20 protein-coding genes and 1 tRNA gene are annotated in these 25396 nt (G+C 47.6%); 17 read left to right on the plus strand and 4 right to left on the minus strand.

The window, feature by feature from the left end; all coding sequences use genetic code 11:
- Positions 1-64 precede the first annotated feature (64 nt).
- The 4 genes from mfd to Q0785_RS19435 are packed head-to-tail and all read left to right on the plus strand — an operon-like array spanning position 65 to position 6995.
- On the plus strand, positions 65-3598 hold the full coding sequence (gene mfd / locus Q0785_RS19420; RefSeq protein WP_298834206.1) for a transcription-repair coupling factor: 3534 nt from the start codon (positions 65-67) through the stop codon (positions 3596-3598).
- 39 nt (positions 3599-3637) lie between these two features.
- Positions 3638-5242: a polysaccharide biosynthesis protein gene (locus Q0785_RS19425; RefSeq protein WP_298834209.1), complete on the plus strand. Its 1605-nt coding sequence runs from the start codon at positions 3638-3640 to the stop codon at positions 5240-5242.
- Positions 5239-6702: a nucleoside triphosphate pyrophosphohydrolase gene (gene mazG / locus Q0785_RS19430; RefSeq protein ID WP_298834212.1), complete on the plus strand. Its 1464-nt coding sequence runs from the start codon at positions 5239-5241 to the stop codon at positions 6700-6702. The genes Q0785_RS19425 and mazG overlap by 4 nt, the downstream gene beginning before the upstream one ends.
- A gap of 2 nt (positions 6703-6704) precedes the next feature.
- A complete protein-coding gene (locus Q0785_RS19435) occupies positions 6705-6995 on the plus strand; it encodes an RNA-binding S4 domain-containing protein (RefSeq protein WP_298834214.1) in 291 nt (96 codons plus the stop codon).
- Between the two features lie 70 nt (positions 6996-7065).
- Here the strand turns inward: Q0785_RS19435 and argF are convergent, their stop codons facing one another.
- Genes argF through Q0785_RS19450 form a run of 3 tightly spaced genes read right to left on the minus strand, consistent with a single transcriptional unit; the run spans position 7066 to position 12177 of the window.
- Positions 7066-8019, minus strand: a complete 954-nt coding sequence (argF, locus tag Q0785_RS19440; RefSeq protein WP_298834217.1) for an ornithine carbamoyltransferase — start codon at positions 8017-8019, stop codon at positions 7066-7068.
- Positions 8016-11114, minus strand: coding sequence for a carbamoyl phosphate synthase large subunit (locus Q0785_RS19445; RefSeq protein ID WP_298834220.1), 3099 nt, complete (start codon positions 11112-11114; stop codon positions 8016-8018). The genes argF and Q0785_RS19445 overlap by 4 nt, the downstream gene beginning before the upstream one ends.
- Positions 11107-12177 carry a carbamoyl phosphate synthase small subunit gene (locus tag Q0785_RS19450; RefSeq protein ID WP_298834222.1) on the minus strand — a complete coding sequence of 357 codons (1071 nt, stop codon included), beginning with the start codon at positions 12175-12177 and terminating at the stop codon, positions 11107-11109. Before Q0785_RS19450 ends, Q0785_RS19445 begins: the two co-directional genes overlap by 8 nt.
- A gap of 280 nt (positions 12178-12457) precedes the next feature.
- Between Q0785_RS19450 and Q0785_RS19455 the strand changes: the two genes are divergently transcribed.
- Complete coding sequence (locus Q0785_RS19455; protein ID WP_298834225.1) at positions 12458-12880, plus strand: septum formation initiator family protein; 423 nt, start codon at positions 12458-12460, stop codon at positions 12878-12880.
- 116 nt (positions 12881-12996) lie between these two features.
- Positions 12997-13419, plus strand: a complete 423-nt coding sequence (locus Q0785_RS19460; RefSeq protein WP_223643244.1) for a S1 domain-containing RNA-binding protein — start codon at positions 12997-12999, stop codon at positions 13417-13419.
- Between the two features lie 193 nt (positions 13420-13612).
- Here the strand turns inward: Q0785_RS19460 and Q0785_RS19465 are convergent.
- Positions 13613-13686: transfer RNA gene (locus Q0785_RS19465), tRNA-Met, on the minus strand.
- 127 nt (positions 13687-13813) lie between these two features.
- Here Q0785_RS19465 and tilS point away from each other — a divergent pair.
- From tilS to lysS, 11 genes are all read left to right on the plus strand, one after another.
- On the plus strand, positions 13814-15205 hold the full coding sequence (gene tilS / locus Q0785_RS19470; RefSeq protein WP_298834232.1) for a tRNA lysidine(34) synthetase TilS: 1392 nt from the start codon (positions 13814-13816) through the stop codon (positions 15203-15205).
- A 32-nt stretch (positions 15206-15237) separates the two neighbouring features.
- Positions 15238-15789 carry a hypoxanthine phosphoribosyltransferase gene (gene hpt / locus Q0785_RS19475; protein WP_223643240.1) on the plus strand — a complete coding sequence of 184 codons (552 nt, stop codon included), beginning with the start codon at positions 15238-15240 and terminating at the stop codon, positions 15787-15789.
- 121 nt (positions 15790-15910) lie between these two features.
- Positions 15911-17926, plus strand: a complete 2016-nt coding sequence (gene ftsH, locus Q0785_RS19480) for an ATP-dependent zinc metalloprotease FtsH (RefSeq protein ID WP_298834236.1) — start codon at positions 15911-15913, stop codon at positions 17924-17926.
- 113 nt (positions 17927-18039) lie between these two features.
- On the plus strand, positions 18040-18807 hold the full coding sequence (locus Q0785_RS19485) for a type III pantothenate kinase (RefSeq protein WP_298834239.1): 768 nt from the start codon (positions 18040-18042) through the stop codon (positions 18805-18807).
- Between the two features lie 17 nt (positions 18808-18824).
- Positions 18825-19706: an Hsp33 family molecular chaperone HslO gene (gene hslO / locus Q0785_RS19490; protein ID WP_298834242.1), complete on the plus strand. Its 882-nt coding sequence runs from the start codon at positions 18825-18827 to the stop codon at positions 19704-19706.
- On the plus strand, positions 19690-20631 hold the full coding sequence (locus tag Q0785_RS19495) for a peptidyl-prolyl cis-trans isomerase (RefSeq protein WP_298834245.1): 942 nt from the start codon (positions 19690-19692) through the stop codon (positions 20629-20631). Before hslO ends, Q0785_RS19495 begins: the two co-directional genes overlap by 17 nt.
- A 133-nt stretch (positions 20632-20764) precedes the next feature.
- A complete protein-coding gene (gene cysK / locus Q0785_RS19500) occupies positions 20765-21706 on the plus strand; it encodes a cysteine synthase A (protein ID WP_298834247.1) in 942 nt (313 codons plus the stop codon).
- Positions 21707-21844: 138 nt separating this feature from the next.
- Positions 21845-22657, plus strand: coding sequence for a dihydropteroate synthase (folP, locus tag Q0785_RS19505; RefSeq protein ID WP_298834250.1), 813 nt, complete (start codon positions 21845-21847; stop codon positions 22655-22657).
- Positions 22657-23022 carry a dihydroneopterin aldolase gene (gene folB, locus Q0785_RS19510; protein WP_298834252.1) on the plus strand — a complete coding sequence of 122 codons (366 nt, stop codon included), beginning with the start codon at positions 22657-22659 and terminating at the stop codon, positions 23020-23022. The genes folP and folB overlap by 1 nt, the downstream gene beginning before the upstream one ends.
- On the plus strand, positions 23019-23513 hold the full coding sequence (gene folK / locus Q0785_RS19515; protein WP_298834255.1) for a 2-amino-4-hydroxy-6-hydroxymethyldihydropteridine diphosphokinase: 495 nt from the start codon (positions 23019-23021) through the stop codon (positions 23511-23513). The genes folB and folK overlap by 4 nt, the downstream gene beginning before the upstream one ends.
- 113 nt (positions 23514-23626) lie before the next feature.
- Positions 23627-25111 carry a lysine--tRNA ligase gene (gene lysS, locus Q0785_RS19520; RefSeq protein ID WP_298834258.1) on the plus strand — a complete coding sequence of 495 codons (1485 nt, stop codon included), beginning with the start codon at positions 23627-23629 and terminating at the stop codon, positions 25109-25111.
- Positions 25112-25396: the final 285 nt, after the last annotated feature.

The following is a 25396-nucleotide window of genomic DNA, read 5'->3' on the forward strand; positions in this document are numbered from 1 at the left end:
TTGACGCATACGGCGTTCAGAGCTTTTTTCTGTTTCCTATACGTTTTTGAAAGGAGGAAGTTGGATGAACCATATTTTAAAGACCTTCTCGGAGGACACCCATACACAAAACTTTATCGCCGATTTAAAGAAAGGCCAAGACCATCAGTTGATTTCCGGCTTGTCAGGGAGTGCACGGCCAATTTTCTACCAGGCCATCTGGTCTGAAACGGATGCTCCTCTATTGATTGTCACGCCAAATCTGCTGCATGCCCAGCGTGTCTACGATGATTTGGTGCGTCTGGTCGGCGAAGAACATGTTCACCTTTACCCAGCGGAAGAGTTGATCGCTGCCGAGGTCTCTTTTTCTGGTCCTGAACTCCGCGCTCACCGCATCGATACGCTCGATCATATGAAGAGTGTCGGAAAAGGGATTTACATTACGCCGGTAGCGGGGATGCGGAAGCTATTGCCGACAAAAGAGCAATGGGATTACGCCACATTGCGTATTGCCGAAGGCGAAGAACTTGATACGGCGGAATGGATGTTGAAATTGGTGGCGATGGGCTATTCCCGGACCCCGATGGTGACCACGCCAGGCGAGTTTGCGCTTCGTGGAGGGATTTTGGATATTTACCCACTGAATCTGGAACATCCGGTACGCATCGAATTGTTCGATACGGAAGTGGACTCCTTGCGGCTGTTTTCAGCGGAAGACCAGCGTTCACTCGAGAAAGTCAAATCGCTGTGCATCCTTCCGGCGAGTGAGTTGGTGCTGTCGAAAGACCAGCGCATCAAACTTGCAGGGAAGTTGGAGGCCAAACTCGCAGCCAGTTTGAAGAAGATAAAAACTGACGATACGAAAGCTTTGATGCTCCAACATATCCAGCATGACATCGATTTATTGAAGCAAGGCGAAACACCGGAACAGCTATCGAAGTATGCATCGCTGGTCGAGACTCAATCATCATCTTTAGGTGATTATTTCCCGGGAAATGGATTGGTCTTTTTTGATGAACTGGGGCGGATCCAGGAAATGACGGATACGCTGGAGCGCGAAGAAGGCGACTGGATCGTCTCGCTTCTGGAAGAAGGGAAGTTTCTTCATGATGTTCCGTTAACGTATACTTTCCGTGAAATGATGACGAAACTTCAGCAAAAAGTGACTTTCCTGTCTTTATTCGTCCGGACATTCCCGATGGTTTCGGTCAAAAAGTCCATCGCCTTCTCATGTAAGCCGATGCAATCCTTCCACGGGCAAATGCATCTGTTGAAAGCGGAGATGGAACGCTGGACCCTAGGGAAGTTCCAGATCTTCATCGTGGCACAAGGCGATGACCGTATGGAAAAAGTGCGGGCTGTTCTTGCGGACTATGATATGGAAGCGGAAATCGCTTCGCCTTCGACAGAAATCCAAGGCGGCAAAATCTATTTGGTTGATGGGGAACTGTCGACAGGATTTGAAATGCCGCTTCAGCGTTTGACCGTCATTACGGATTCGGAATTGTTCAAGCAGCAGCCGAAGAAGAAGACGCGTGCCCAAAAACTGACGAATGCAGAGCGCATCAAAAGCTACTCCGAAATCAAACCGGGCGATTATATCGTGCACATCCATCACGGCATCGGCCGTTTTGTAGGGGTCGAAACTCTGGAAAGCGGAGGTGTCCATAAAGACTATCTCCATATTGTCTATAAAGCAGATGATAAATTATTCGTGCCGGTCGATAAAATCGACTTGATCCAAAAATACATCGCATCTGAAGAAAAAGAACCGAAACTGCATAAGATGGGCGGCGCGGAATGGAAGAAAACCCGCACGAAAGTCTCCGCAGCCGTACAGGATATTGCAGATGACCTGATCAAGCTCTATGCAGAACGGGAAGCGTTGAGAGGCTTTGCTTTCTCTGAAGAGCAGGACATGCAGCGCCAATTCGAGGCGGAGTTCCCGTATGAAGAAACCGTGGACCAGCTGCGCTCGATCAATGAAGTGAAGCGGGACATGGAAAATGAACGGCCGATGGACCGCCTGATCTGCGGCGATGTCGGATACGGAAAAACAGAAGTGGCGATCCGTGCTGCGTTCAAAGCGGTATTGGACGGCAAGCAAGTGGCGTTCCTCGTACCGACGACGATATTGGCTCAGCAGCATTTTGAAACGATGAGCGAACGCTTCAAGGATTACCCGATTACGGTCGGCTTGATGAGCCGTTTCCGCTCCAAAAAGCAGCAGACCGAAACCGTCAAAGGCCTGAAGAATGGATCGGTTGACGTGGTTGTCGGCACGCATCGGATTTTATCGAAAGATATGCAGTATAAAGATCTTGGGTTATTGATCATTGATGAAGAACAGCGTTTTGGTGTGACCCATAAGGAAAAAATCAAACAAATGAAGACCAACGTGGATGTGTTGACGCTGACGGCGACGCCGATTCCGCGGACGCTTCATATGTCGATGATCGGTGTGCGTGACCTGTCCGTCATCGAAACGCCGCCGGCTAACCGTTTCCCGGTGCAAAGTTATGTGATGGAACATAACGGCGCGCTCGTGCGTGAAGCCATCGAACGCGAAATGGCGCGCGGCGGACAAGTGTTTTATTTGTATAACCGCGTAGATGATATGACGCGGAAAGTAGAGGAAATCCAACAATTAGTACCGGAAGCACGTGTTGGCTATGCCCATGGACAAATGAGTGAAACTGAACTGGAATCGGTCATTTTAGGTTTCCTTGACGGCGATTATGATGTCCTGGTGACAACGACCATCATCGAAACCGGTATTGATATTCCAAACGTCAACACCTTAATCGTTTACAATGCCGATCGCATGGGCTTGTCGCAGCTCTATCAATTGCGCGGGCGCGTCGGACGTTCGAGCCGAGTGGCTTATGCGTATTTCATGTACCAGCGCGACAAAGTGCTGACTGACGTTGCAGAAAAACGCCTGATGGCCATCAAAGAATTCACCGAGCTCGGATCCGGCTTCAAAATCGCCATGCGCGATTTGACGATCCGCGGCGCAGGCAACCTGCTTGGTTCGCAGCAGCACGGCTTCATTGATTCTGTCGGTTTTGATCTGTATTCACAGATGCTGCAGGAAGCAATCGACGAACGCCAATCAGGAGTCAAAAAAGAAGTGGTGCCGGAAATCGAGATTTCACTCGATCTCGACGCCTATATTCCGGATTCCTATATCGGCGACGGCTATCAGAAAATCCAAATGTACAAGCGAGTCAAAGGCATAGACACGGAAGAGGAAATGATCGAGCTGCAGGATGAACTGATCGACCGCTTTGGTGATATGCCAAATGAAACCGACCGATTGCTGCGCATTGCGCGAATGAAAGTATGGGCACGCCAAGTAGGTGTGGAATCGATCAAGCAGCACAGCAAAGTCGTAACCGTCAAATTGAGCGAAAAAGGCACAGCCGGCATCAATGGCGGAAAAGTTGTGGAGGAATCTGCCGCATACGGCCGCGCAGTCGGATTCAGCATGTCCGGCCAGCAGCTGGTCATGTCCATCGACGAAAATAAAACAAAGAAACTGCATCCGTTCGATGTGTTGGAAGGCATGATGAAACTATTGCCGGAATCGCTTCGTGAAGCAAAACCGGTGAGTTAGGTTGGTTTAGTTACTATAAGTAAGAGATGAGTGGGTCCGGTGAACAATGAAGGCACAATGAAATCATTTATGAAAGGCGCAGTCCTGCTGACGATCGCTGGATTCATCGTTAAGCTATTGAGTGCAGTCTACCGGGTGCCTTTCCAGAACCTTGTCGGAGACCAGGGCTTCTATATATATCAACAGGTTTATCCTTTTGTCGCGATTTTCGGCATTTGGACTTCCTATGGGTTTGCGGTAGCGGTCTCCAAATTGCTGGCGGATACTAGCAGACAGGCGCATGGAGCGATTCTTCGCATCGCGTTCATCTACGTGGCGACTATCTCCATTGCGGTATTTGTCCTGTTATTTTTTGGTGCAGAGCTGCTGGCAGGCTGGATGGGCGATCGGCAATTGGATCGATTGCTGAAAGTCGGTGCATTTTCAGTCCTATTGATGGCACCGCTCGCTGTGCTGAAAGGCTATTTCCAGTCACGGAATGACATGGCGCCGGTTGCCTATGCCCAAGTGATGGAGCAGGGGCTGCGCGTATCGGTCATTTTGATCGGGACCTGGATCGTCGTCTCGAGCGGTTTTTCATTGTACGCCGCTGGACAGATGGCGATGTTTGGCGCAGTTGCCGGTGGATTGGGTGCAGTGTTTCTGCTGCTGATCCATTTCCGCAGACATTCGGACTTCCAAAAACAGCCGTCACCACTGCGGACCTGGCCTATCATCAAAGAAATGACTGCTGTCAGTTTGAGTGTCAGCATGAGTTCGTTGATCCTGCTGCTGTTCCAGCTGGTGGATTCGTTTACGGTATTCCGTCTGCTGGAAGAAAGCGGGCTTTCGCGTATTGCGGCCATGGAACAGAAAGGGATCTACGACCGCGGCCAACCGTTGGTGCAATTCGGGATTTTGATCGCCACTTCACTGACTTTGGCAATCGTTCCGTTGGTGGCGCGGACTTCGAAAAAACACAGCGGCAGGCCACCTGAGATGTATGCCAGCTTGGCTTTTCGCGTATCGTTCCTGTTTGCATTCGCTGCTGCAGTTGGTCTGACTTTCGTCATGCCCTATGTCAATGAAACCTTGTTCCAAACGCGGGAACAATCCGGCGCGTTGATCATTTTCAGCTGGCAGATCATTTGGATGTCGCTGCTGTTGATCATGACCGCGATGCTGCATGGACTCGGTAAAGTGAGGGTTCCAGCTTTATTGCTGGCATCGGGCTTGGTGGCAAAAGTTGTCAGCAATTGGCTGTTGCTGCCCGTTTGTGGAGTGACAGGAGCGGCGCTGGCCGGAAATATCGGCCTCGCGGTGATTGTGGCTGGGTTATTGTTCTACTTCAAAAAAGTCTGGCCGCTGCAGTTTGCGCCGTTTTCCTATTACGTCTGGCTGGTTGGCGCAGCTTTGGCCATGTCGGCAGTTGTACTGGGCTGGTCGATTTTGGCTGATGGCTACCTGTTCGATGGCCTATCCAGCCGTTTGGGTGCTGCATTGACCACAGTAACAGCGATACCACTCGGCGCTGCGGTATTTATGGCGCTGATTGGGAGGAGCCGCATCATCACGGAAAAAGAATGGTACATCATTCCGTTCGGCCGCAAGCTGGCAGGACTGCAATTGGCAATAAATTCAAAGAAAAAAGGTGAAAAGCGATGAACACCATTCACATAATCGGCCTTGGTGCCGGAGATTTAGATCAATTGCCGCTGGGCGTCTATAAAAAGCTCAAGGCTGCAGATAATTTGTATGTACGGACTGAAGATCACCCGGTATTGACGGAGCTGGCGCAGGAAGGCGTAACGTTCAAAAGCTTTGACTCGGTTTATGAAAAGCACGATGCCTTCAGCCCGGTCTATGAAGAAATTGCGGAAACCCTGATCGATTTATCGAAGCAGGCCTCCGTGATTTATGCCGTTCCGGGGCATCCTTTGGTGGCAGAGCAGACCGTGCAAAACTTGATCACTGCTGAAAAGCAGGGGTTGTGCCGATTAGCCATTGAAGGCGGGCACAGCTTCCTTGATTCGCTGTTCGGTGCGCTTCGCATCGACCCGATTGAAGGTTTTCAATTGATGGACGGCACGGAAATGACCAGCGACCAAGTGAATATGACGCAGCATCTGCTGATTGCACAAGTTTATGACAGCTTCAGCGCCTCTGAAGTCAAATTGACGCTGATGGAAAAATACCCGGACGATTACCCGGTGACCATCGTGACGGCTGCCGGTTCTGCAGACGAAGTGCTGCGCACAGTACCGCTCCATGAGTTGGACCGTTCGGCAGAAGTCAATAACCTGACGACCGTCTATGTGCCGCCGGCAGCGGAACAAACGCAGCGACTAAAAGAATGGCAGACATTCCGCAGCATCATCGCTCAGCTGAGAGGCCCTGAAGGCTGCCCGTGGGACCGCGAGCAGACACATGAGTCGCTGAGCCCCTATCTGATCGAGGAAGCGCATGAGCTGCTTCAGGCGATTCAGGAAGGTGACGACGAGGCGATTGCGGACGAATTGGGAGATGTATTGCTGCAGGTGTTCCTGCATGCCCAAATCGGACAGGATAATGGCTACTTCCAGTTAGAGGATGTGCTGGAATCCATCAGCGCCAAAATGATCCGCCGCCATCCGCATGTATTCGGAGATGTACCAGCGGAGGATTCCGATCAGGTCGTCGCCAACTGGCAGGAAATAAAAGCGCAGGAGAAGCCTGCTGCTGCGTCTTTATTGGAAGGCCAGGACCGTTTCAGTTCTTCGCTTACCACATCGTTCAATTACCAGAAGAAAGCGGCGAAAGTCGGATTCAGCTGGCCGGACGCTGCAGGCGCTTGGGATAAATTCCATGAAGAATTGCAGGAGTTCCAGCAGGAAGTGGCGAAAGGTTCTAAAGCCCGCCAGTTGGATGAACTCGGCGATCTTTTATTCACCCTGGTGAATCTTGCGCGGTTCTTCGACTTGTCTCCGGAAGAAGCGATGATGCAGGCGAACCGCAAATTCCAAACACGTTTCAGCTACGTGGAACAGCAGGTGAAAGAAGGAACAGGAAACTTCAGCGACTATACGCTGGAGCAGCTGGATGACTTCTGGAACCAAGCCAAACGATTGGCAAGAAAGGAAGACTGAATATGCGACTCGATAAATTTCTGAAAGTATCCCGCTTGATCAAGCGCCGCACATTGGCCAAGCAAGTGGCCGACCAAGGCCGCATCACCGTAAATGGCAATAAAGCGAAAGCCAGCTCAGTCATCAAAGAAAATGATGAACTGCAGATCCGCTTCGGCCAAAAAGTCGTCACCGTGCGCATCGATAGATTGAAAGAAGTCGCGAAAAAAGAAGAAGCGGCCAATATGTACACCATCTTGAAAGAAGAAAAATTGGACAAGGTCGAACCTGAATTTATTGATGACGAAGCCTGATTGACCAAACAAGTAAAAAGCAAAAACGCCTTCGGAATCCATGGATTCCGAAGGCGTTTTTCATTGTTGTCTACTTGTCGCCCATCAATGCGACGAGTACTGCTTTTTGTGCGTGCAGACGATTTTCAGCTTCCTGGAAAATCACCGAATTCGGACCTTCCAAAATAGCAGTCGTCACTTCCTCTTCACGATGGGCAGGCAGGCAGTGCATGAAGATATAATCTTCATTGGCATGCTTGACGAGCTCTTCGTTCACTTGGAAGCCTTGGAAATGCTGCAGGCGTTCAATGGTTTCCTGTTCTTGCCCCATGCTTGCCCAGACGTCCGTATAGATGACGTCACTTCCGGCAACTGCTTGTTCCGGGCTTTCGGTGATCTCGATGTTCGATCCGGTGTATTGTGCGATGTCTTTTGCCAGGGCCACCATTTCTGCAGTGGGTGCATAAGCAGCAGGAGAGGCGACACTGATGTCCATGCCGACTTTAGCGGCACCGATCATCAAGGAGTTGGCCATATTGTTGCCGTCTCCGATATACGCCATTTTCTTGCCTTTCAATGTCCCGAAATGCTCGAGGATGGTCATCAGATCTGCCAGCACCTGGCACGGATGATAATCGTCGGTCAATCCGTTGATGACCGGAATGGAACTGAAGTCTGCCAGTTCCTGAACGACGGATTGATGGAATGTGCGGATCATCAGGCCGTCCAAGTAACCTGACAACACGCGCGCGGTATCGGGAATGGTTTCTCCTCGACCGATTTGTGTATCCTGGGAGCTCAAGAACATGGCGTTGCCGCCAAGCTGAAGCATTCCCGCTTCGAATGAAACACGTGTGCGGGTAGATGATTTTTCGAAAATCATGCCCAATACTTTACCTTTTAAAAGCGGCAGGTATTTATTTTCAGGCTTTTTCAGTTCTATTGCCAAATTCAGCAAATCCATAATTTCATCTGTGCTGTAATCTTTCAGGGACAGAAAGTCCTCTTGGATAATCGATGGGGCAAACGGGATCGCCATTGTCATTTTGCAAGCACTCCTTTCGATAATGCGGTAATGGATGAATAGGTTCCGTTGAAAGCAGCTGCTGTTTCAGGGCGTGTCCAGACATGGAGACGGTGAATGGCAGCATGCTTCGCGTTGGTGCTTTCCGGGTCAGGAGCAAAGTCGATATAGGCTTTTTTATCATCTGTTTTCAGCCATTCCTCGAATGGAATAATGGACTCGGTGACAATGTTGAAACCGCATGCGTCCCATGAAGCGCTGTCCACTTGGCCGATTGAACTTTCCGCGACAAACAAGGTGCCGCCGGTAGCCAGGTCAGCCAATTGGACAGAAGCGCCGCTGAGAGCTTTCGCCAATGCGGCAGCAAGATCCGGACTAGAGCCGATCACTTCGCCTGTCGACATCATTTCAGGAGACAGGACAGGGGACAGTCCAGGCAATTTAATATGGGAGAAAACCGGTGCTTTAACTGTATATTCCGGCTGTCCATTATAAGTTTCTTCAATGTTAAGTTCTTCAAAAGGCACTCCCAGCAATAAAGCCGTGGCGTGCTGTACAAGCGGCACGTCGGTCACTTTCGAGCTGATTGGCGCTGTCCGTGATGCCCGCGGATTGATTTCCATAACGAATAATTGATCGCCTTCATACACGAACTGGATATTGAACAAGCCGGTATAATCCATGTTTCTGGCGATGTGTTTCGCAGTTTTTGAAAGTTCCTGCAAGGCCTGTTCCGATAATGAAACCGGCGGTGTAATGGAGATGCTGTCGCCCGAGTGGACGCCGGTTCCTTCAACATGCTCGAAAATGGCGGAGACCCAGACATTTTCGCCATCGGTCAGAATATCGGCCTCCACTTCTTTGCCGGTGACAAAATGGTCGACCAGTACAGGGAATGCCATTGTCGTCTGCTGCAGCCAGTCGCTGAGCTCCGCTTCGTTATGCAGCACAATCATGCCGCGTCCGCCGATAACATAAGACGGCCGCAAGAGCACCGGGAAGCCGAGTGAACGGGCTGCCGGAATGACAGCGGAGGGTTCATTCGCTGTTTTGCCTGGAATGGTCGGCAAGCCGATTGATTCCAGGAAAGCATAAAAACGGTCGCGATCTTCCATTTGATCCAACAGATCCACTGTCGACCCAAGAACTGTAATGCCCGCTTCTTGAAGCGCAGCTGCAACATTCAGCGAAGTTTGTCCGCCGAACTGGAGAATGACTTGGTTGATGCCTTCGAAATCCAGAACATTGAGAATGTCTTCCGGCGTCATCGGCTCGAAATACAGCGCATCTGCCACTTCGTAATCAGTGCTGACAGTCTCCGGGTTGTTGTTGATCATGATGGCTTCATAACCGAGTTTCTGTGCGGCCATGACACTGTGTACACAGCAATAATCGAACTCGATGCCCTGGCCGATCCGGATTGGCCCGGATCCCACAACTGCCACTTTTTTCTTATGGTGAGAACGGCTGACATCGGAAGAACCTTGCCACGTGGAATAAAAATAATTGGTATCCGAGCGGAATTCAGCAGCGCATGTGTCGATCATGCGATAGGCAGGCGTCACTTGCCAGATGCGGCGCTGTCCCCAAATTTCAGGGCAGGTGACATTCCAAAGATCAGCCAATTGCTGATCGCTGAAGCCAAGCGTCTTGGCCTGCAGCAGGCGGGATCGGGTCATATTGTTCCAGTCCAGGTGCTGCAGCTCTTTCCATTCGGCAACGATGTTGGCCATTGCTGATAAGAAATAAGGGGTGATGCCCGTAATATTATGAAGAAATTCAATTGACTTGCCGCGTACCAGCAGTTCAAACAGAACAAACAACCGGCGGTCATCGGCTTCAATCGCCAATTGGCATAAATCTTCTGTAGAAAAACCAGCAAGTGCCTTGAGACGGAAACCGTCAATCGGCAGTTCAAGTGAGCGGATCGCTTTTTGCAGCGCGGCTTCCATGCGGCGTTCGATCGCCATGACTTCGCCGGTCGCTTTCATCTGTGTGCCGAGTTTGCGGTCTGCCTGCGGGAATTGATCGAATGGCCAGCGCGGAATTTTAACAGCCACATAGTCCAGCGCCGGTTCAAAGCTGGCAAACGTAGTGCCGGTGACCGGATTCTTCAATTCTGCCAATTTATAGCCGATCGCGAGTTTAGCCGCAATCTTGGCAATTGGGTAACCTGTCGCTTTTGAAGCAAGCGCCGAAGAACGGCTGACGCGCGGATTGACTTCAATCAAATAATAAGCGGAAGTTTCAGGATGCAAGGCGAACTGCACGTTGCAGGCGCCGATAATGCCAAGTGCTTCGATGATATGGATCGAAGAGCTACGCAGCATGTGGAAATCTTTGTCATTTAAAGTTTGGCTTGGCGCAACGACGATCGAGTCGCCGGTATGTACGCCGACAGGGTCCAGGTTTTCCATATTGCAGATGGTGATGCAGGTTCCATCTGCGTCGCGCATGACTTCGTACTCAATTTCCTTGTAGCCGGCAATGCTGATTTCAACCAGGCATTGCTTGATGGGGCTGGCGCTTAACCCTTGCTTCACCAGCTTGATGTAGGTTTTTTCATCTTCGGCAATCCCGCCGCCAAAGCCGCCAAGCGTATAGGCAGGGCGCACGATGAGGGGATAGCCCGCTGAAGCGGCAAACTCCAAAGCTCCTTCGATTGAGTAAATGATGTCGCTGTCCGGGACCGGTTCGCTCAACTTATTCATCAGGGCGCGGAACTGCTCGCGGTCTTCCGCTTGTTTAATGGCTTTCATATCCGTGCCGAGCAATGTGACACCGTATTTCGTCAAAATGCCGGCATCGGATAAAGCCATTGCCAGGTTCAGGCCGGTTTGTCCGCCGACTGTCGCCAACAAGCCATCTGGGCGTTCTTTTTCAATGATGGCCGTAGCGCTTTCCAAGGTTAGAGGTTCAAAATATACTTGATCGGAAACGGATTTATCGGTCATGATGGTCGCTGGATTATTGTTGATCAGAATGACATGGATGCCTTCTTCTTTCAAAGCCAGGCATGCCTGTGTTCCCGAATAATCGAATTCTGCTGCCTGGCCGATGACAATGGCTCCTGACCCGATGACCAGTACTTTTTTTATTTGCTCTTGCTTAGGCATGTATTTTCACTCTCTCTTTTTGCTGTGTCATTGCCAGAAACTGTTGGAACAGTTCAAGGTGGTCAGCCGGACCTGGTGCTGCTTCCGGATGGAACTGGACTGTGGTCAGTGGCAGGGTATCGTGGACCAAGCCTTCAATACTGCCATCATTGACGTTTTCGTAGAGCACGGAAAACGGTGTATCCTTCAGGCTGGCGCTCTCGACCACATAACTATGGTTTTGTGAGCTCATGCTGACCCGTTTTGTCCGCAGGTTCATCACAGGATGGTTAGCTCCGCGGTGGCCATATGCAAGCTTGGTCGTTTTTGCGCCAAATGCCGAAGCCAATACCTGGTGGCCGAGACAGATGCCGAAGCTCGGATAGCGTTCAGCCCAATCCCGGTATGTAGGAAACAAATGTTGTAGAGCTGCGGGATCTCCGGGGCCGTTTGAAAAAAGAAGGCCATCTAATCCCAGTGAATCCAGTTTTTCTGTCGGTGTTGCATAAGGGATGATGCTGACTTTGCAATCCAATTCGAGCAATTCTTTTAAAATGGAGGATTTATGATGGAAATCGATCAAGCCGATATGGGTAGAGCCAGATCCAAGGGTCTGAATTTCTTCAGCACTGGTTGTGGCTGGGAAGAAATAGGTCTGTACGGGTTCCCAGGCTAATTCCGGGAGAGAGGTGTGGACCAGCTGCGATTGCATTGTTCCGGATTCGCGGACGTTCTGAATGATTGAACGTGTATCTGCGCCACTTAAGATGGGGATGCTGTGTTTGTCTGCAAACTCCGCAAGTGAAATGGCATCTTTGCCGAGCGGCCCTTCATACAATCCTGCCACGATGATGCCGGCAGTCTGGATCTGGTCGGATTGTGCATACAGGGACTGGATTCCATATTGGCCGATAAGCGGATAAGAGAATACGATAATCTGCCCTTTATAAGAGGGGTCCGTCAAAACTTCTTCATAGCCGGTCATGCCCGTGAAAAAGACGATTTCTCCTTGAATGGCGGAAGCTTTACCGTGCCATTGGCCTTTAAATGCTTTTCCATTTGATAAAGTCAATAAACCTGTCATTTTCTTCACTCCAATTTTATTCATTAATTTTGTATATTTATAAGTGAGTCTTTACAGTTCATTCTAAAAAACAACGGTAACGTTCAACAAAAGATAATGATTAGTATTATAAGACTGTATAAAAATTAAGTCAACGGTATTTTTATTAGCAAAAAGGGAAATGTTCTACTCCCTGTTTAAAGGAATGGAGTGAAAATAGGGAAAATTATTCAAAAAGCTTATAATATCAAGGGTTTTCATGTATAATAATGACAAAGTTAGTATGGAAGGGGAGCGGGTCATGAGTTTGAAGAGAGATCCAAAGGCGGAAACGCGAGAAGTCACCTCGATTCGCAATGACTATGTCCGTTCGGTTGAAATTGAAGGGGCGCGCAAAAAAGCGCATCGCATCCGGTTATTCAGAAGGCTGACAGTGTTCGGGGTGCTGGTTCTGATGGCCACCATTTGGGTAGGTTCGACCATTTATGCACAAACGCAGACAATGTCTGAAAAAGAAGAGCTCCGTGAAGAGGCGTTGCTGAAGCTTGAAGAAGTTGAAAAGCAGCAAAGCCAGCTGGAAGAGCAGATCCTGTTATTGAACGATGAAGAATACTTAGCTAAATTAGCGCGCAAAGATTACTTTCTTTCAGACGAAGGAGAAATTATTTTTACGACACCACATGATGAAAAAAAAGATGAAGAAAAACCATCAGAAGAAGAGTAGTCGGTTGACACTCTTTTTTTGATGGTTATAATAAAAAGTGGGACAAGTCCCGCAAAATGACAGCATGGCCCTGAATTTTGGAGTCATCTTAATTTTTAAGGAGGAGCATTTTTTTTATGTCGATTGAAGTAGGCAGCAAGTTAGAAGGTAAAGTCACAGGTATTACAAACTTTGGAGCATTTGTTCAGCTTCCAACTGGTGCAACAGGCCTCGTGCATATAAGTGAAGTCGCCGACAACTACGTTAAAGATATCAATGATCATCTTAAAGTTGGCGAAATGGTAGAAGTTAAAGTTATGAATGTAGAAGCAGATGGTAAAATCGGCCTTTCCATTCGTAAAGCGAAACCACAACCACCCGGCGGCACAGAACGACCACAACGACCACGCCCAAGCAGCAATCGTTCGTTTGATCGCGCTCCAAAAGAGAACTTTGAAACGAAAATGGCGAAGTTCTTAAAAGACAGCGAAGAAAACATGACGACCTTAAAACGCGCTACTGAATCGAAGCGCGGCGGCAGAGGAGCAAAAAGAGGCTAACTTGCTAGCTGTTTTAATAGTATAGGGAAATGCTTCAACACAGCTGGAAATCTATATTGAAACGCTTCTCACATGGGAAGCGTTTTTTTTTATCACATTCGGCCGGTTTGGCCAAGCATGTCCATTCAGACAAAAAAAGCAGCGCCCAATGAAGGACGCTGCTTTTAAATCGAGCTTTTCAGGTGAAGAATAATGGCGGCAGAGGGGATCGAACCCCCGACCTCACGGGTATGAACCGTACGCTCTAGCCAGCTGAGCTACGCCGCCTTGTTTAAACGAACATTTAATAGCATACTATTGAAAGGTACGTCTGTCAATTGCCAATTGAAAATAATTTTTATCCTGTCCTTCTAAGTGTATTAAGAAAGAAGGCATAGGCAAGTGGGGTGGAAAAATGAAGAGCTTTCAGGAGCTGATGATGAGGCATATCCGTAAGCAGGAATTGCTCCAGGCAGGAGACCGGGTATTGGTTGGCTGTTCGGGAGGCATCGATTCCATGGTATTGCTCCATTTCTTGAATTCGCTGAGAGATGAACTGGGCATTTCAGTTGCGGCAGTCCATGTAGATCACATGCTGCGTGGCGAAGAGTCGCGGCAGGATCGACTTTTTATGGAAATGACAGCTGGTGAGTGGGGAGTGGAATGTTTTAGCCGGGCGATTCCGATTCCTGAAATCTGGCAGGAAAAGGGAGGCAATAAGCAGCAGCTTTGCCGCACGGAACGGTATGCTTATTTTCTCGAAATAATGGAAAAGACAGGCGCAGCTAAATTTGCCACAGCCCATCACGCGGATGATCAACTTGAGACTATCCTTATGTCAGGGTTGAGAGGCAGTCTTCAAGATGGTTCATTCGGCATATCCGCTCGCCGGCCATTCGGTACCGGCTTACTGATACGGCCCCAATTGGCAGTGGATAAGGAGCAGATTAAGGCATATGCAGAGGTGCACGAGATTCCTCACCGGGAAGATTCCAGTAATGCAGAGCCCGCCTATACACGAAATCGGATCCGGCAAGGCGTTCTGCCGCTTCTTAAACAAGAGAACAGCAACGTCTCCCAAAACTTCGTTGAACTGGCGGAAGATATGCAACAGGATCAACAGTTTCTGCAGGAGCTTGCCGAGAAAAAAATACAGCAGATGATCCAAACGACAGAAGAGGGAATTGTTTTGTCTGCCAAAAGTTTCAGACTTGAGGCGCATGCTTTACAAAAAAGAATGGTTCTACTACTATTAAACTATCTATATAATCCCAAGCAAATTCCCGTAACAAGGCAGCTGGTCGAACAAATGCAGGAAATGATGCAAAGTTCATCGGGTACTGTTTTTTTACATTTGCCGCAAAATTATGTAGCGACCCGCCAATATGACACGGTTTTTCTCAATCGCCAATCACTGGAACAACAGACTGCGCCAGAGGCTATCATACTTACTGCCGACTGGACGCCGGTTTATCGGGGTTGCCGTTACAGGGTGATGCCTTTTGAAAAAATGAGGGAAAATGACAATTCTGCAGTTTGGCATTTTCATGCTCCGGAAGATTCCCAACTTTTTTTAAGGAGCAGAAAACCGGGTGACCGGATTCAGCTTGCTGGAATGGATCGCCCGAAGAAATTGGCGCGTTTGATGATTGATGAAAAGATCCCTGTGCCTATGAGAGAAAGTTGGCCTGTCATCACTACTGACAAAAACGAACTTTTATTAGTGCCAGGCTTACGCCCATCCGCCAAGGTCAGCAGACAAAAACGCGACGGAGACAATTGGGTACTAATTGAACAATATGTATAGCGTGTAAAAGAAGGATTACTAGGAGGTCCACCATGTTACAGAACGATATTAAAGAAGTGTTGATCAGTGAAGAACAACTGCAAGAAAAAGCCCGCGAATTAGGAGCGGTATTGACAGAGGATTATAAAGGCAAATACCCTCTGGCTATCGGTGTATTAAAAGGCGCGATGCCTTTTATGGGAGATTTGATGAAACGCATTGACGGATTTGTCGAAATGGATTTCATGGATGTCTCAAGTTATGGCAATGCCACCGTTTCTTCTGGCGAAGTGAAGATCGTCAAAGATTTGAACGCCAGTGTTGAAGGGCGCGATCTCCTGATTATCGAAGACATCATTGACAGTGGAATGACGCTTAGCTATCTAGTGGACCTTTTCAAATACCGGAAAGCAAAATCGATCAAGATTGTTACGTTGCTGGACAAGCCCACGGGACGGAAAGTCGACTTGAAAGCTGATTATGTTGGTTTTATCGTGCCGGATGCATTTGTAGTAGGCTACGGTTTGGATTACGCAGAAAAATACCGGAATTTGCCGTATATCGGCATTCTGAAGCCTTCGGTTTACAGTGGAGAAGAAGAATAGTCAATGTTCGTTCACAGTCTTTGGATTTAACAGCGGGAATAAGGTCTTTTCGTTGTATGCTTAAATGTTCCTATGGTAGTATTTAGTATAGTTTTAGGGAAACTTTATGAGGAGGCGCGGGATGAATCGGATATTTCGATACACCATATTTTATTTACTGATTTTCCTAGTTATTATCGGGATTCTGGGAACCTTCAACAATAGCAACCAGCCGACTGAAAATATAGGATATAACGAGTTTTTGGCAGCGTTGGAAAATGGACAGATTGAAGAAGTCACCATCCAGCCAGAGGCAATGGTTTATGAAGTTACAGGCATCATGGAAGGCTATGAAGAAGGCCAGTCTTTTGTAACGAACATTCCGCTTGAAAATGAAGCATTGACGACTCAAATCGATGAAGTCGCCAGCTCACAGGATGTACAGGTTGAATTCTTGAAAGCTCCACAAACAAGTGGCTGGGTTTCATTTTTCACTGGCATCATTCCGTTCATCATCATCTTCATCCTTTTCTTCTTCTTACTTAACCAATCACAAGGCGGCGGAGGCGGCCGTGTGATGAACTTCGGTAAAAGTAAAGCGAAGCTGTATGATGATCAGAAACAAAAAGTCCGCTTTGGCGATGTAGCTGGAGCAGATGAAGAGAAGCAGGAACTTGTAGAAGTTGTTGATTTCCTGAAAGATCCGCGCAGATTCGCAGATATCGGCGCCCGCATTCCAAAAGGGATTTTGCTTGTCGGACCTCCGGGTACTGGTAAAACCCTCTTGGCTCGTGCTGTTGCCGGAGAAGCAGGCGTTCCTTTCTTCTCGATCAGTGGTTCTGATTTTGTTGAGATGTTCGTCGGTGTCGGGGCTTCCCGAGTTCGTGATTTGTTCGAAAACGCTAAGAAAAATGCACCTTGTATCATTTTCATCGATGAAATTGACGCAGTCGGCCGCCAGCGTGGCGCCGGCCTCGGCGGTGGACACGATGAGCGTGAACAGACATTGAACCAACTATTGGTAGAGATGGATGGTTTCGGAGCAAACGAAGGCGTCATCATTATTGCGGCAACGAACCGTCCGGATATTCTGGATCCGGCTTTGCTTCGTCCAGGACGTTTTGACCGTCAGATTACTGTAGGTCGTCCGGATGTTAAAGGCCGTGAAGAAGTCCTTAAAGTTCACGCCCGCAATAAACCGCTTGATGAAAATGTCGACTTGAAAGCGATCGCTCAGCGTACACCTGGATTCTCAGGCGCCGATTTAGAGAACTTATTGAACGAAGCGGCACTTGTTGCAGCCCGTCGCAGTAAACTCAAAATCGACATGTCCGATCTGGACGAAGCATCAGACCGCGTTATCGCCGGTCCTGCTAAGAAAAACCGCGTCATTTCGAAAAAAGAACGAAATATCGTGGCATTCCACGAATCAGGACATACGGTCATCGGCTTGATATTGGACGATGCAGATATTGTCCATAAAGTAACCATCGTTCCTCGCGGCCAAGCTGGCGGATATGCTGTCATGCTTCCGAGAGAAGATCGCTACTTTATGACGAAACCGGAATTGCTTGATAAGATTGCTGGATTACTCGGTGGTCGTGTAGCTGAAGATCTTTCATTCGGTGAAGTATCGACCGGCGCCCATAACGATTTCCAACGTGCAACGGCTATTGCCCGCAGCATGGTAACGGAATACGGGATGAGTGACAAGATTGGACCTGTCCAATTCGGTACGGCACAAGGTGGAAATGTTTTCCTAGGCCGCGACTTTAACTCAGAACAAAACTATTCCGATGCAATTGCCTTTGAAATCGATCAGGAAGTTCAACGCATCATCAAAGAGCAGTATATCCGCACGAAAGAGATTCTGACTGAAAACCAGAACCTTCTAAAATTGATTGCGAATACGTTGCTTGAAGTTGAAACGTTGGATGCTGCCCAGATTCTTCACTTGAAAGAACATGGAACGCTGCCTGAACGTTCATATGAATCATTGAACGGTGATTTCGGAGATGAAGACGCAGTTGATTTGAAAAAAGACAGTGATGTTCCGGATGCAGTAGGAGCAGCAACTGATCCTTCAGCTGGAGACTTGCCGTCAGAAGAAGGCGAAGCGGCTCCAGTCGGAGAACCGATTGAAGAAAAACGCAAATAAGTAAAAATGAGCTGGTTGCCCATTCCCTTTGAAGGGAAGAGGCAACCAGCTTTTTGCTTTCTCCGAATTGTGGTATGATGTTTTGGAAATTCGTCAATAAGTGAGGGCAAATCATGATTTTAGTATTGGACGCTGGAAATACGAATATCGTCCTGGGCGTCTACAGCCAGGATCAATTAATACATCATTGGCGCATGGAAACTTTGCGCCATAAAACAGAAGATGAGTACGGGATGCAGATGAAGGCATTTCTGAACGATGCGGACTTAAGCTTTTCGTCGATTGACGGCATCATCATGTCTTCGGTGGTACCGCCGATCATGTCTGCACTTGAGCGCATGTGCCAAAAGTATTTTCAAGTAACACCGATGATTGTCGGCCCTGGTGTTAAAACCGGGCTCAATATCAAGTACGACAATCCCCGGGAAGTGGGCGCCGATCGGATCGTCAACGCGGTCGCGGCGATTCATGAATACGGTGCTCCTTTGATCATTGTGGACTTTGGCACTGCCAATACTTTCTGTTATATTAATGAAAAGCAGCAATACATGGGAGGAGCTATTGCTCCAGGCATCAATATTTCAACAGAAGCACTTTATTCCCGTGCCTCCAAATTGCCGCGGATTGAAATCACTACACCCGATCAAGTCGTCGGGAGAAATACCATTTCCGCCATGCAGGCTGGAATTGTCTATGGGTACGTCGGCCAGGCGGAAGGCATCGTAGCCCGCATGAAAAAGCAGAGCAAGGAAAAACCGACGGTCATTGCAACCGGTGGCATGGCTTCTTTGATTGCCGGTGAATCCACAGTCATCGATTATGTAGATCCTTTTTTGACATTAAAAGGATTGCACTTAATTTACAAACGCAACCAAGCGTAAAGAAAGGAACGATACATGTGTCAGATTATTTAGTTCGCGGCCTTGGATTTAATGGAAGTGTCCGTGCATTTGCAGTAGACAGTACGAAAACAGTAGGAGAAGCGCAGCGCCGCCATATGATGTGGCCGACCGCTTCGGCAGCATTGGGGCGTGCCATGACAGGTGGGGTTATGCTTGGGGCTATGTTGAAAGGCGACGATAAAGTAACGATTAAATTTGAAGGCGGCGGACCTATCGGTGCTTTACTGGTGGACAGCAACGCAAAAGGCGGCGTCCGTGGCTATGTTTCCAATCCGCAGACCCATTTTGATCTTAATGACAAAGGAAAATTGGATGTCAGCCGCGCAGTCGGCACAGGCGGTATGATGTCGGTTGTCAAAGACCTTGGCATGCGCGACAACTTTACGGGGCAGACGCCGATTGTTTCAGGTGAAATCGCTGAAGATTTCACTTATTATTTTGCGGTATCCGAACAGGTGCCTTCTTCAGTCGGATTGGGTGTGTTGGTAGATACCGACAATTCAATTTTGGCGGCGGGCGGCTTTATTGTTCAATTGATGCCGAATACAGATGATGAGACGATCACGGAAATTGAAGAGCATCTTTCTACTATCGAACCTGTCTCTAAAATGATTCAGCGCGGACTGTCGCCTGAAGAAATCCTTGAAGTGGTACTTGGAGAAGGGAACGTCCAGATTCTTGATAAAATGCCGGTACATTTCGATTGCAATTGTTCCAAAGACCGTTTTGCGACAGCTATTTTAGGGCTTGGAGAAAAAGAAATTCAGGACATGATCGATGAAGATGGCATGGCAGAAGCACAATGTCATTTCTGTCTGGAAACGTATCAGTATTCTAAAGAGGAACTCGAGTCGTTTATCAATGAGCTCCAGTCATAATAATCGGCGCCCTGTGCCACCGGCAGGTACAGGCAAGCCGAAAAGACATTTGAAGACCAAACCGGTGCTGCTGGTCATCGGCATTTTACTGCTGGCGAACTTCCTCTGGTTTATTGCCTGGCTTATTCCGAATGACGTAGGCAAGGCGGAGAAAGTCGCTTCTGTCAGTGGAGATGACATCACGCGGGAAGAGTGGTTGGCTGCCATGGAAGAACAGCATGGCCGCGAAGCGCTGCTCGAATTGGTCAATGAAAAAGTCATGGCCACAGCAGCGAAGGATTATGGCATCGAAGTAAGCGATAAAGAGATTGATTTGGAATTGGCGATGCTGCGTTCTTCGCAGGACAGTACAGAAGCTGCATTATACACAGCAGATGAAGCACGCCAACGTGAAAAGATAAAAGCCCAGTTGATTCTGGAAAAAGTGCTGACAAAAGATATTGTCATCGAAGAAAGTGAAATTAAAGAGTTCTACGATGACAATCAATCATTATATGATGTGAAAGATTCGTACCGGACACGCATGATTGTCTTAAACTCGGCAGCAGAAGCGGAAGAAACAATTTCGGAGCTGGAAAAAGGCTCTTCATTCGAAGCGACTGCACGTGAACGTTCCATCGACAGTGCGACAGGCAACCTGGGTGGAGACATCGGTTATATTTCCAATGGCGAACCGGGTGTTGACCCCGCCATCGCCAAAACGGTCGCAAAAGTGGAAGTCGGTGAATGGTCATCTCCATTGGCGTTGGAAAACGGCAGGACCGCCATTATTTCTGTCACAGAAAAAGTGGATGGCCAGACATTTTCTTTTGAAGATGTAGCGGGCCACATCAACCGCGAGCTGGCGCTTGAACAATTGCCGCAATCGGTCACTCCGGAAGCTTTCTGGCAGGAATTCGATGCGGAATGGTTTTACGGGGAATAGATTCTTACTGGACGTTTCATTATGAAACGTCTATTTTTTATGAATTCATACAATTTGACAAACTGTCTGTTTTATTGATACCATTAGCTTTATTAAAGTCGACAAAATTACTAGGGATTAGGAGTGTTGAAGAATGGCGCGTGTAGGAAATTCGATTACTGAATTGATTGGACAAACACCAATTGTGAAATTAAACCGGTTAACAGGACCGGAGGATGCAGAAGTCTATTTGAAATTGGAATACTTCAACCCTGGCAGCAGTGTCAAAGACCGTATTGCACTGGCGATGATCGAGGCGGCTGAAAAGTCCGGAGATTTAAAAGAAGGCGATACTATCATCGAACCGACAAGCGGGAATACCGGAATCGGACTGGCGATGATTGCAGCAGCTAAAGGCTATAAGTCTGTTTTGGTTATGCCAGAAACGATGAGTATGGAACGCCGCAACTTATTGCGTGCTTACGGAGCGGAATTGATTTTGACTCCAGGAGCAGACGGGATGAACGGCCCGAACGGTGCCATCAAGACTGCAGAGAAAAAAGCGGCTGAAAACGGCTGGTTCATGCCGCAGCAGTTCAATAACGAAGCAAACCCTGAAGTGCATCGGTTGACGACAGGTCCAGAGATCGTTGAAACAATGGGTGACCAATTGGATGCCTTTATTTCGGGGATCGGCACAGGCGGAACGATTACAGGTGCTGGCCAAGTATTGAAAGAGAAGTATCCTGATATTCAAATCATTGCAGTGGAGCCTACTGATTCAGCGGTTCTATCAGGCGGTAAGCCAGGACCCCATAAAATCCAGGGAATTGGAGCAGGATTTGTGCCTGCTGTATTGAACACGGAGATTTATAGTGAGATTATTCAAGTCACCAATGACCAATCGTATGAAACAGCACGCCAGGCAGCACGCGAAGAAGGGATTCTTGGCGGCGTATCTTCAGGAGCCGCGATCTACGCTGCTCTGCAGGTTGCTAAACGTTTAGGTAAAGGCAAAAAAGTCTTGGCGATTATTCCGTCCAACGGGGAACGCTACCTAAGTACACCGCTTTATCAATTTGATGAGTCCAACTAAACAGCAACAGTAAAGGAGAGCGTGCCCTCTGGCCGCTCTTTTCTTGTGGAAAAAAACAGCTCAAGTAAGGTAAGATGAAGGCGCGCTTTCATTTCCCAGGAAATAGATAGCTATTTAAAGTTTGGACGGTGACGCTGAATGAAAATCAATTTTAATGAGAAGACGCTCGTCATGGGCATATTGAATGTCACGCCGGATTCTTTTTCAGATGGAGGCAAATACAGTGGATTAGAGCAGGCACTTACCCATGCTCAGCAGATGATTGCAGATGGTGTGGATATTATCGACGTTGGAGGCGAGTCCACACGTCCGGGCTATGTACAGATTACAGACGATGAAGAAATAGAACGAATCGTTCCTGTCATCAAAGCGCTGAAGCAACAGTTTGATGTTTTAATTTCCGTTGATACTTACAAGTCGCGGGTAGCTGATGCAGCTATAGCTGCTGGTGCCCACATCATCAATGATATTTGGGGAGCTAAATACGATCCGGTGATTGCGGAAGTAGCCGCTAAGTGGAATGTGCCGATTATCCTCATGCATAACCGTAACGATACGTCATATTCAGATTTCCAGGAAGACGTCATGCGGGATCTGGGAGAAAGTATTCAAATTGCATTAGATGCCGGTGTAAGCGAAGAGAATATCTGGCTCGATCCAGGTGTGGGATTCGTTAAATCCGTATCGCAAAACCTTGAAGCGATGCAAATGATCGGACAGTTGGTGGAACTGGGTTATCCAGTTCTTCTGGGTACCTCAAGAAAATCGTTCATTGGAAAAATTTTAGATGCTTCTGTCGACGAACGCCTGGAAGGTTCATTGGCAACCGTTTGCTATGGTGTCAATCAGGGATGTCACGTTGTGCGTGTCCATGATGTAAAGGAAACAGTGCGTGCGGTCCGTATGATGGATGCACTAACTGGCAAGCATCCATACAAGGAGGAGAAATAATGGATTTTATTCACGTGAATGATATGGAGTTTTATGGCTACCACGGGGTATTCCCTGAAGAGACGAAACTTGGACAGCGATTTCGCCTGACGGTTTCATTGGCTGTGGATTTACAGATGGCGGGAGAGACTGATGCTTTGGAGCATACTGTGCATTATGGAGAAGTCTATGAAGCCTGCCGGTCAATCGTCGAAGGCGAACCGAAAAAATTAGTGGAGGCTGTAGCGGAAAACGTGGCTGCCCGTATTCTTTCCGATTTTTCATTGGTCCAAGGCATCCGTGTTCAGCTGATCAAACCGGATCCGCCGATTCCCGGCCATTATAAATCAGTGGCGATCGAACTGACCCGAGGTAACTTCGCATGAACCTAAGTTATTTGTCGCTTGGTTCCAATATGGGAAACCGCTTTGAAATGTTGAGGCAGGCCGTATCGCAGTTAGCGACCCACGCGGCTATCAGGATCACCCGCATCTCTTCGCTTTATGAAACAGATCCAGTGGGGTATACAGATCAGGAGCCTTTCCTCAATATGGTCGTTGAGCTTGAAACGGAATTAGAAGCATTGCCATTACTGGATGTCTGCCAGGAAATCGAACAGAATTTACAGCGCAAGCGGCTTGTCAGGTGGGGCCCGAGGACAATAGATCTCGATATTTTATTGTATAACCAAGATAATTTTGAAACAGAAAGGCTTACTGTTCCGCATCCGAGAATGCATGAGCGAGCGTTTGTCCTTATTCCGTTGCTGGAAGTGAATCCGGGGTTTGAAGTTGTAGATACTTTTGAAGCTGAGGGCGTTCGTTTATGGAAATCCTATAACAGTATAGAAGAGTTTCTACAAGATACACATTGTTAAGTACAGGTTGCCGCAAATTTGTGGCAGCTTTTTTATGTGGTATGGTAAGAAATTGTGTACAATAGAGAAATACATGAATGAGATTGGTTTATATAGATAAAGGAGTGTAGGACATGTCAGAAGAATTAAACGATCAACTATTGGTGAGACGCCAAAAAATGCAGAATTTCCGTGATCATGGAATGGATCCGTTTGGCGGGCGCTTTGAACGTACTCATCTATCGCAGGAAATCATCGAGCAATACGGAGAGCTTTCTAAAGAAGAGCTTGAAGAAACCCCGCACGAAGTAATCATCGCTGGACGGGTGATGACCAAACGTGGAAAAGGGAAAGCGGGCTTTGCCCACATTCAAGATCTTAAAGGCCAGATTCAAATCTACGTCCGCAAAGATGCAATCGGTGAAGAAGCTTATGAATTTTACAATACGGTCGACTTAGGAGATATTCTGGGTATTAAAGGGACTGTCTTTAAAACAAACGTAGGTGAACTATCGATTAAAGCGAAGGAAGTGGAGTTTCTTACGAAAGCACTGCGTCCGCTGCCTGAAAAGTTCCACGGTTTAAAAGATATAGAACAGCGTTACCGCCAGCGGTACTTAGATCTGCTGACAAGTGATGACAGCAAAGAGACATTCATACTGAGAAGCCGGATCATTCAATCGATGCGCCGCTACTTGGATAATGAAGGATTCTTAGAAGTAGAAACACCGATGCTTCACTCAATTGCAGGAGGAGCGGCTGCAAAACCATTTGTTACACACCATAACGCTTTGGATATGGAATTGTATATCCGCATTGCAATCGAACTCCACTTGAAGCGTCTAATTGTAGGTGGACTTGAGAAGGTTTATGAAATTGGCCGAGTTTTCCGGAACGAAGGAATATCTACACGTCACAATCCTGAATTCACTATGCTTGAATTGTATGAAGCGTATGCAGATTACAACGATATCATGGCACTTACTGAAAATCTGGTGGCACATGTTGCCCAGGAAGTCCTTGGAACAACGACTGTTCAATATGAAGAAGATGAAATTGATCTAGCTGTAGGTTGGAAACGACTACATATGGTTGATGCAGTAAAAGAATATACAGGTGTTGATTTCTGGAAGCGCATGACAAAAGAAGAAGCGCAGGATTTGGCAAAAGAACATAATATTGAGGTAAAACCTACTATGGAAGCAGGGCATATTTTAAATGAGTTCTTTGAGCAGAGAGTGGAAGAGCAATTAGTTCAACCAACGTTCATTTATGGACACCCAGTTGAAATTTCGCCCTTAGCGAAGAAAAACCCTGAAGACGAGCGGTTCACCGATCGATTTGAGTTGTTCATTGTTCGCCGGGAGCATGCTAATGCGTTTACAGAGTTAAACGACCCGATTGATCAGCGTCAGCGTTTTGAAGCTCAGTTGGTTGAAAAAGCTGAAGGAAATGACGAAGCTCATGAAATGGACGAAGATTTTATAGAGGCGTTGGAATATGGATTGCCTCCAACTGGTGGATTAGGGATCGGTATTGATCGTTTAATTATGTTGTTAACAAATTCTTCCTCTATTAGAGATGTTTTATTGTTCCCGCAAATGCGGCCAAAAGAATAACGAGTCTTCAGAAAACGCCGGTTTAAAGGCTCTTAATCTTTAAACCGGCATTTTTAAAAAAAGTACTTGTATCTATTTTGATATGGTGCTATACTATTTCTTGTCGCGTTTTTCATAATAAAAGATGCGGAGAATAACAAGATGAAAAAAGTTATTGACTTCAACAATAGAAGCTGGTAATATTGAAAAGTCGCCAATGAGTGCGGCGAACAACTTGAACCTTGAAAACTGAACAGCAAAACGTCAACAAACAGCAACGGCCGCGCAAAACGGCCCGCGCAAAAC

Source organism: uncultured Planococcus sp. (assembly GCF_947501725.1).
GTDB classification, from domain to species: domain Bacteria; phylum Bacillota; class Bacilli; order Bacillales_A; family Planococcaceae; genus Planococcus; species Planococcus donghaensis_C.

What these genes read in the sequence shown, in the direction of transcription:
- hpt (WP_223643240.1), top strand. Translation starts at nt 15,238, where the DNA reads ATGTTACAGAACGATATTAAAGAAGTGTTGATCAGTGAAGAACAACTG.
- Q0785_RS19450 (WP_298834222.1), bottom strand. Translation starts at nt 12,177, where the DNA reads ATGACAGGTTTATTGACTTTATCAAATGGAAAAGCATTTAAAGGCCAA.
- argF (WP_298834217.1), bottom strand. Translation starts at nt 8,019, where the DNA reads ATGACAATGGCGATCCCGTTTGCCCCATCGATTATCCAAGAGGACTTT.
- folP (WP_298834250.1), top strand. Translation starts at nt 21,845, where the DNA reads ATGAAAATCAATTTTAATGAGAAGACGCTCGTCATGGGCATATTGAAT.
- Q0785_RS19455 (WP_298834225.1), top strand. Translation starts at nt 12,458, where the DNA reads ATGAGTTTGAAGAGAGATCCAAAGGCGGAAACGCGAGAAGTCACCTCG.
- mfd (WP_298834206.1), top strand. Translation starts at nt 65, where the DNA reads ATGAACCATATTTTAAAGACCTTCTCGGAGGACACCCATACACAAAAC.
- lysS (WP_298834258.1), top strand. Translation starts at nt 23,627, where the DNA reads ATGTCAGAAGAATTAAACGATCAACTATTGGTGAGACGCCAAAAAATG.
- Q0785_RS19445 (WP_298834220.1), bottom strand. Translation starts at nt 11,114, where the DNA reads ATGCCTAAGCAAGAGCAAATAAAAAAAGTACTGGTCATCGGGTCAGGA.
- folB (WP_298834252.1), top strand. Translation starts at nt 22,657, where the DNA reads ATGGATTTTATTCACGTGAATGATATGGAGTTTTATGGCTACCACGGG.
- Q0785_RS19460 (WP_223643244.1), top strand. Translation starts at nt 12,997, where the DNA reads ATGTCGATTGAAGTAGGCAGCAAGTTAGAAGGTAAAGTCACAGGTATT.
- folK (WP_298834255.1), top strand. Translation starts at nt 23,019, where the DNA reads ATGAACCTAAGTTATTTGTCGCTTGGTTCCAATATGGGAAACCGCTTT.
- tilS (WP_298834232.1), top strand. Translation starts at nt 13,814, where the DNA reads ATGAAGAGCTTTCAGGAGCTGATGATGAGGCATATCCGTAAGCAGGAA.
- cysK (WP_298834247.1), top strand. Translation starts at nt 20,765, where the DNA reads ATGGCGCGTGTAGGAAATTCGATTACTGAATTGATTGGACAAACACCA.
- Q0785_RS19495 (WP_298834245.1), top strand. Translation starts at nt 19,690, where the DNA reads ATGAGCTCCAGTCATAATAATCGGCGCCCTGTGCCACCGGCAGGTACA.
- ftsH (WP_298834236.1), top strand. Translation starts at nt 15,911, where the DNA reads ATGAATCGGATATTTCGATACACCATATTTTATTTACTGATTTTCCTA.
- Q0785_RS19435 (WP_298834214.1), top strand. Translation starts at nt 6,705, where the DNA reads ATGCGACTCGATAAATTTCTGAAAGTATCCCGCTTGATCAAGCGCCGC.
- mazG (WP_298834212.1), top strand. Translation starts at nt 5,239, where the DNA reads ATGAACACCATTCACATAATCGGCCTTGGTGCCGGAGATTTAGATCAA.
- Q0785_RS19485 (WP_298834239.1), top strand. Translation starts at nt 18,040, where the DNA reads ATGATTTTAGTATTGGACGCTGGAAATACGAATATCGTCCTGGGCGTC.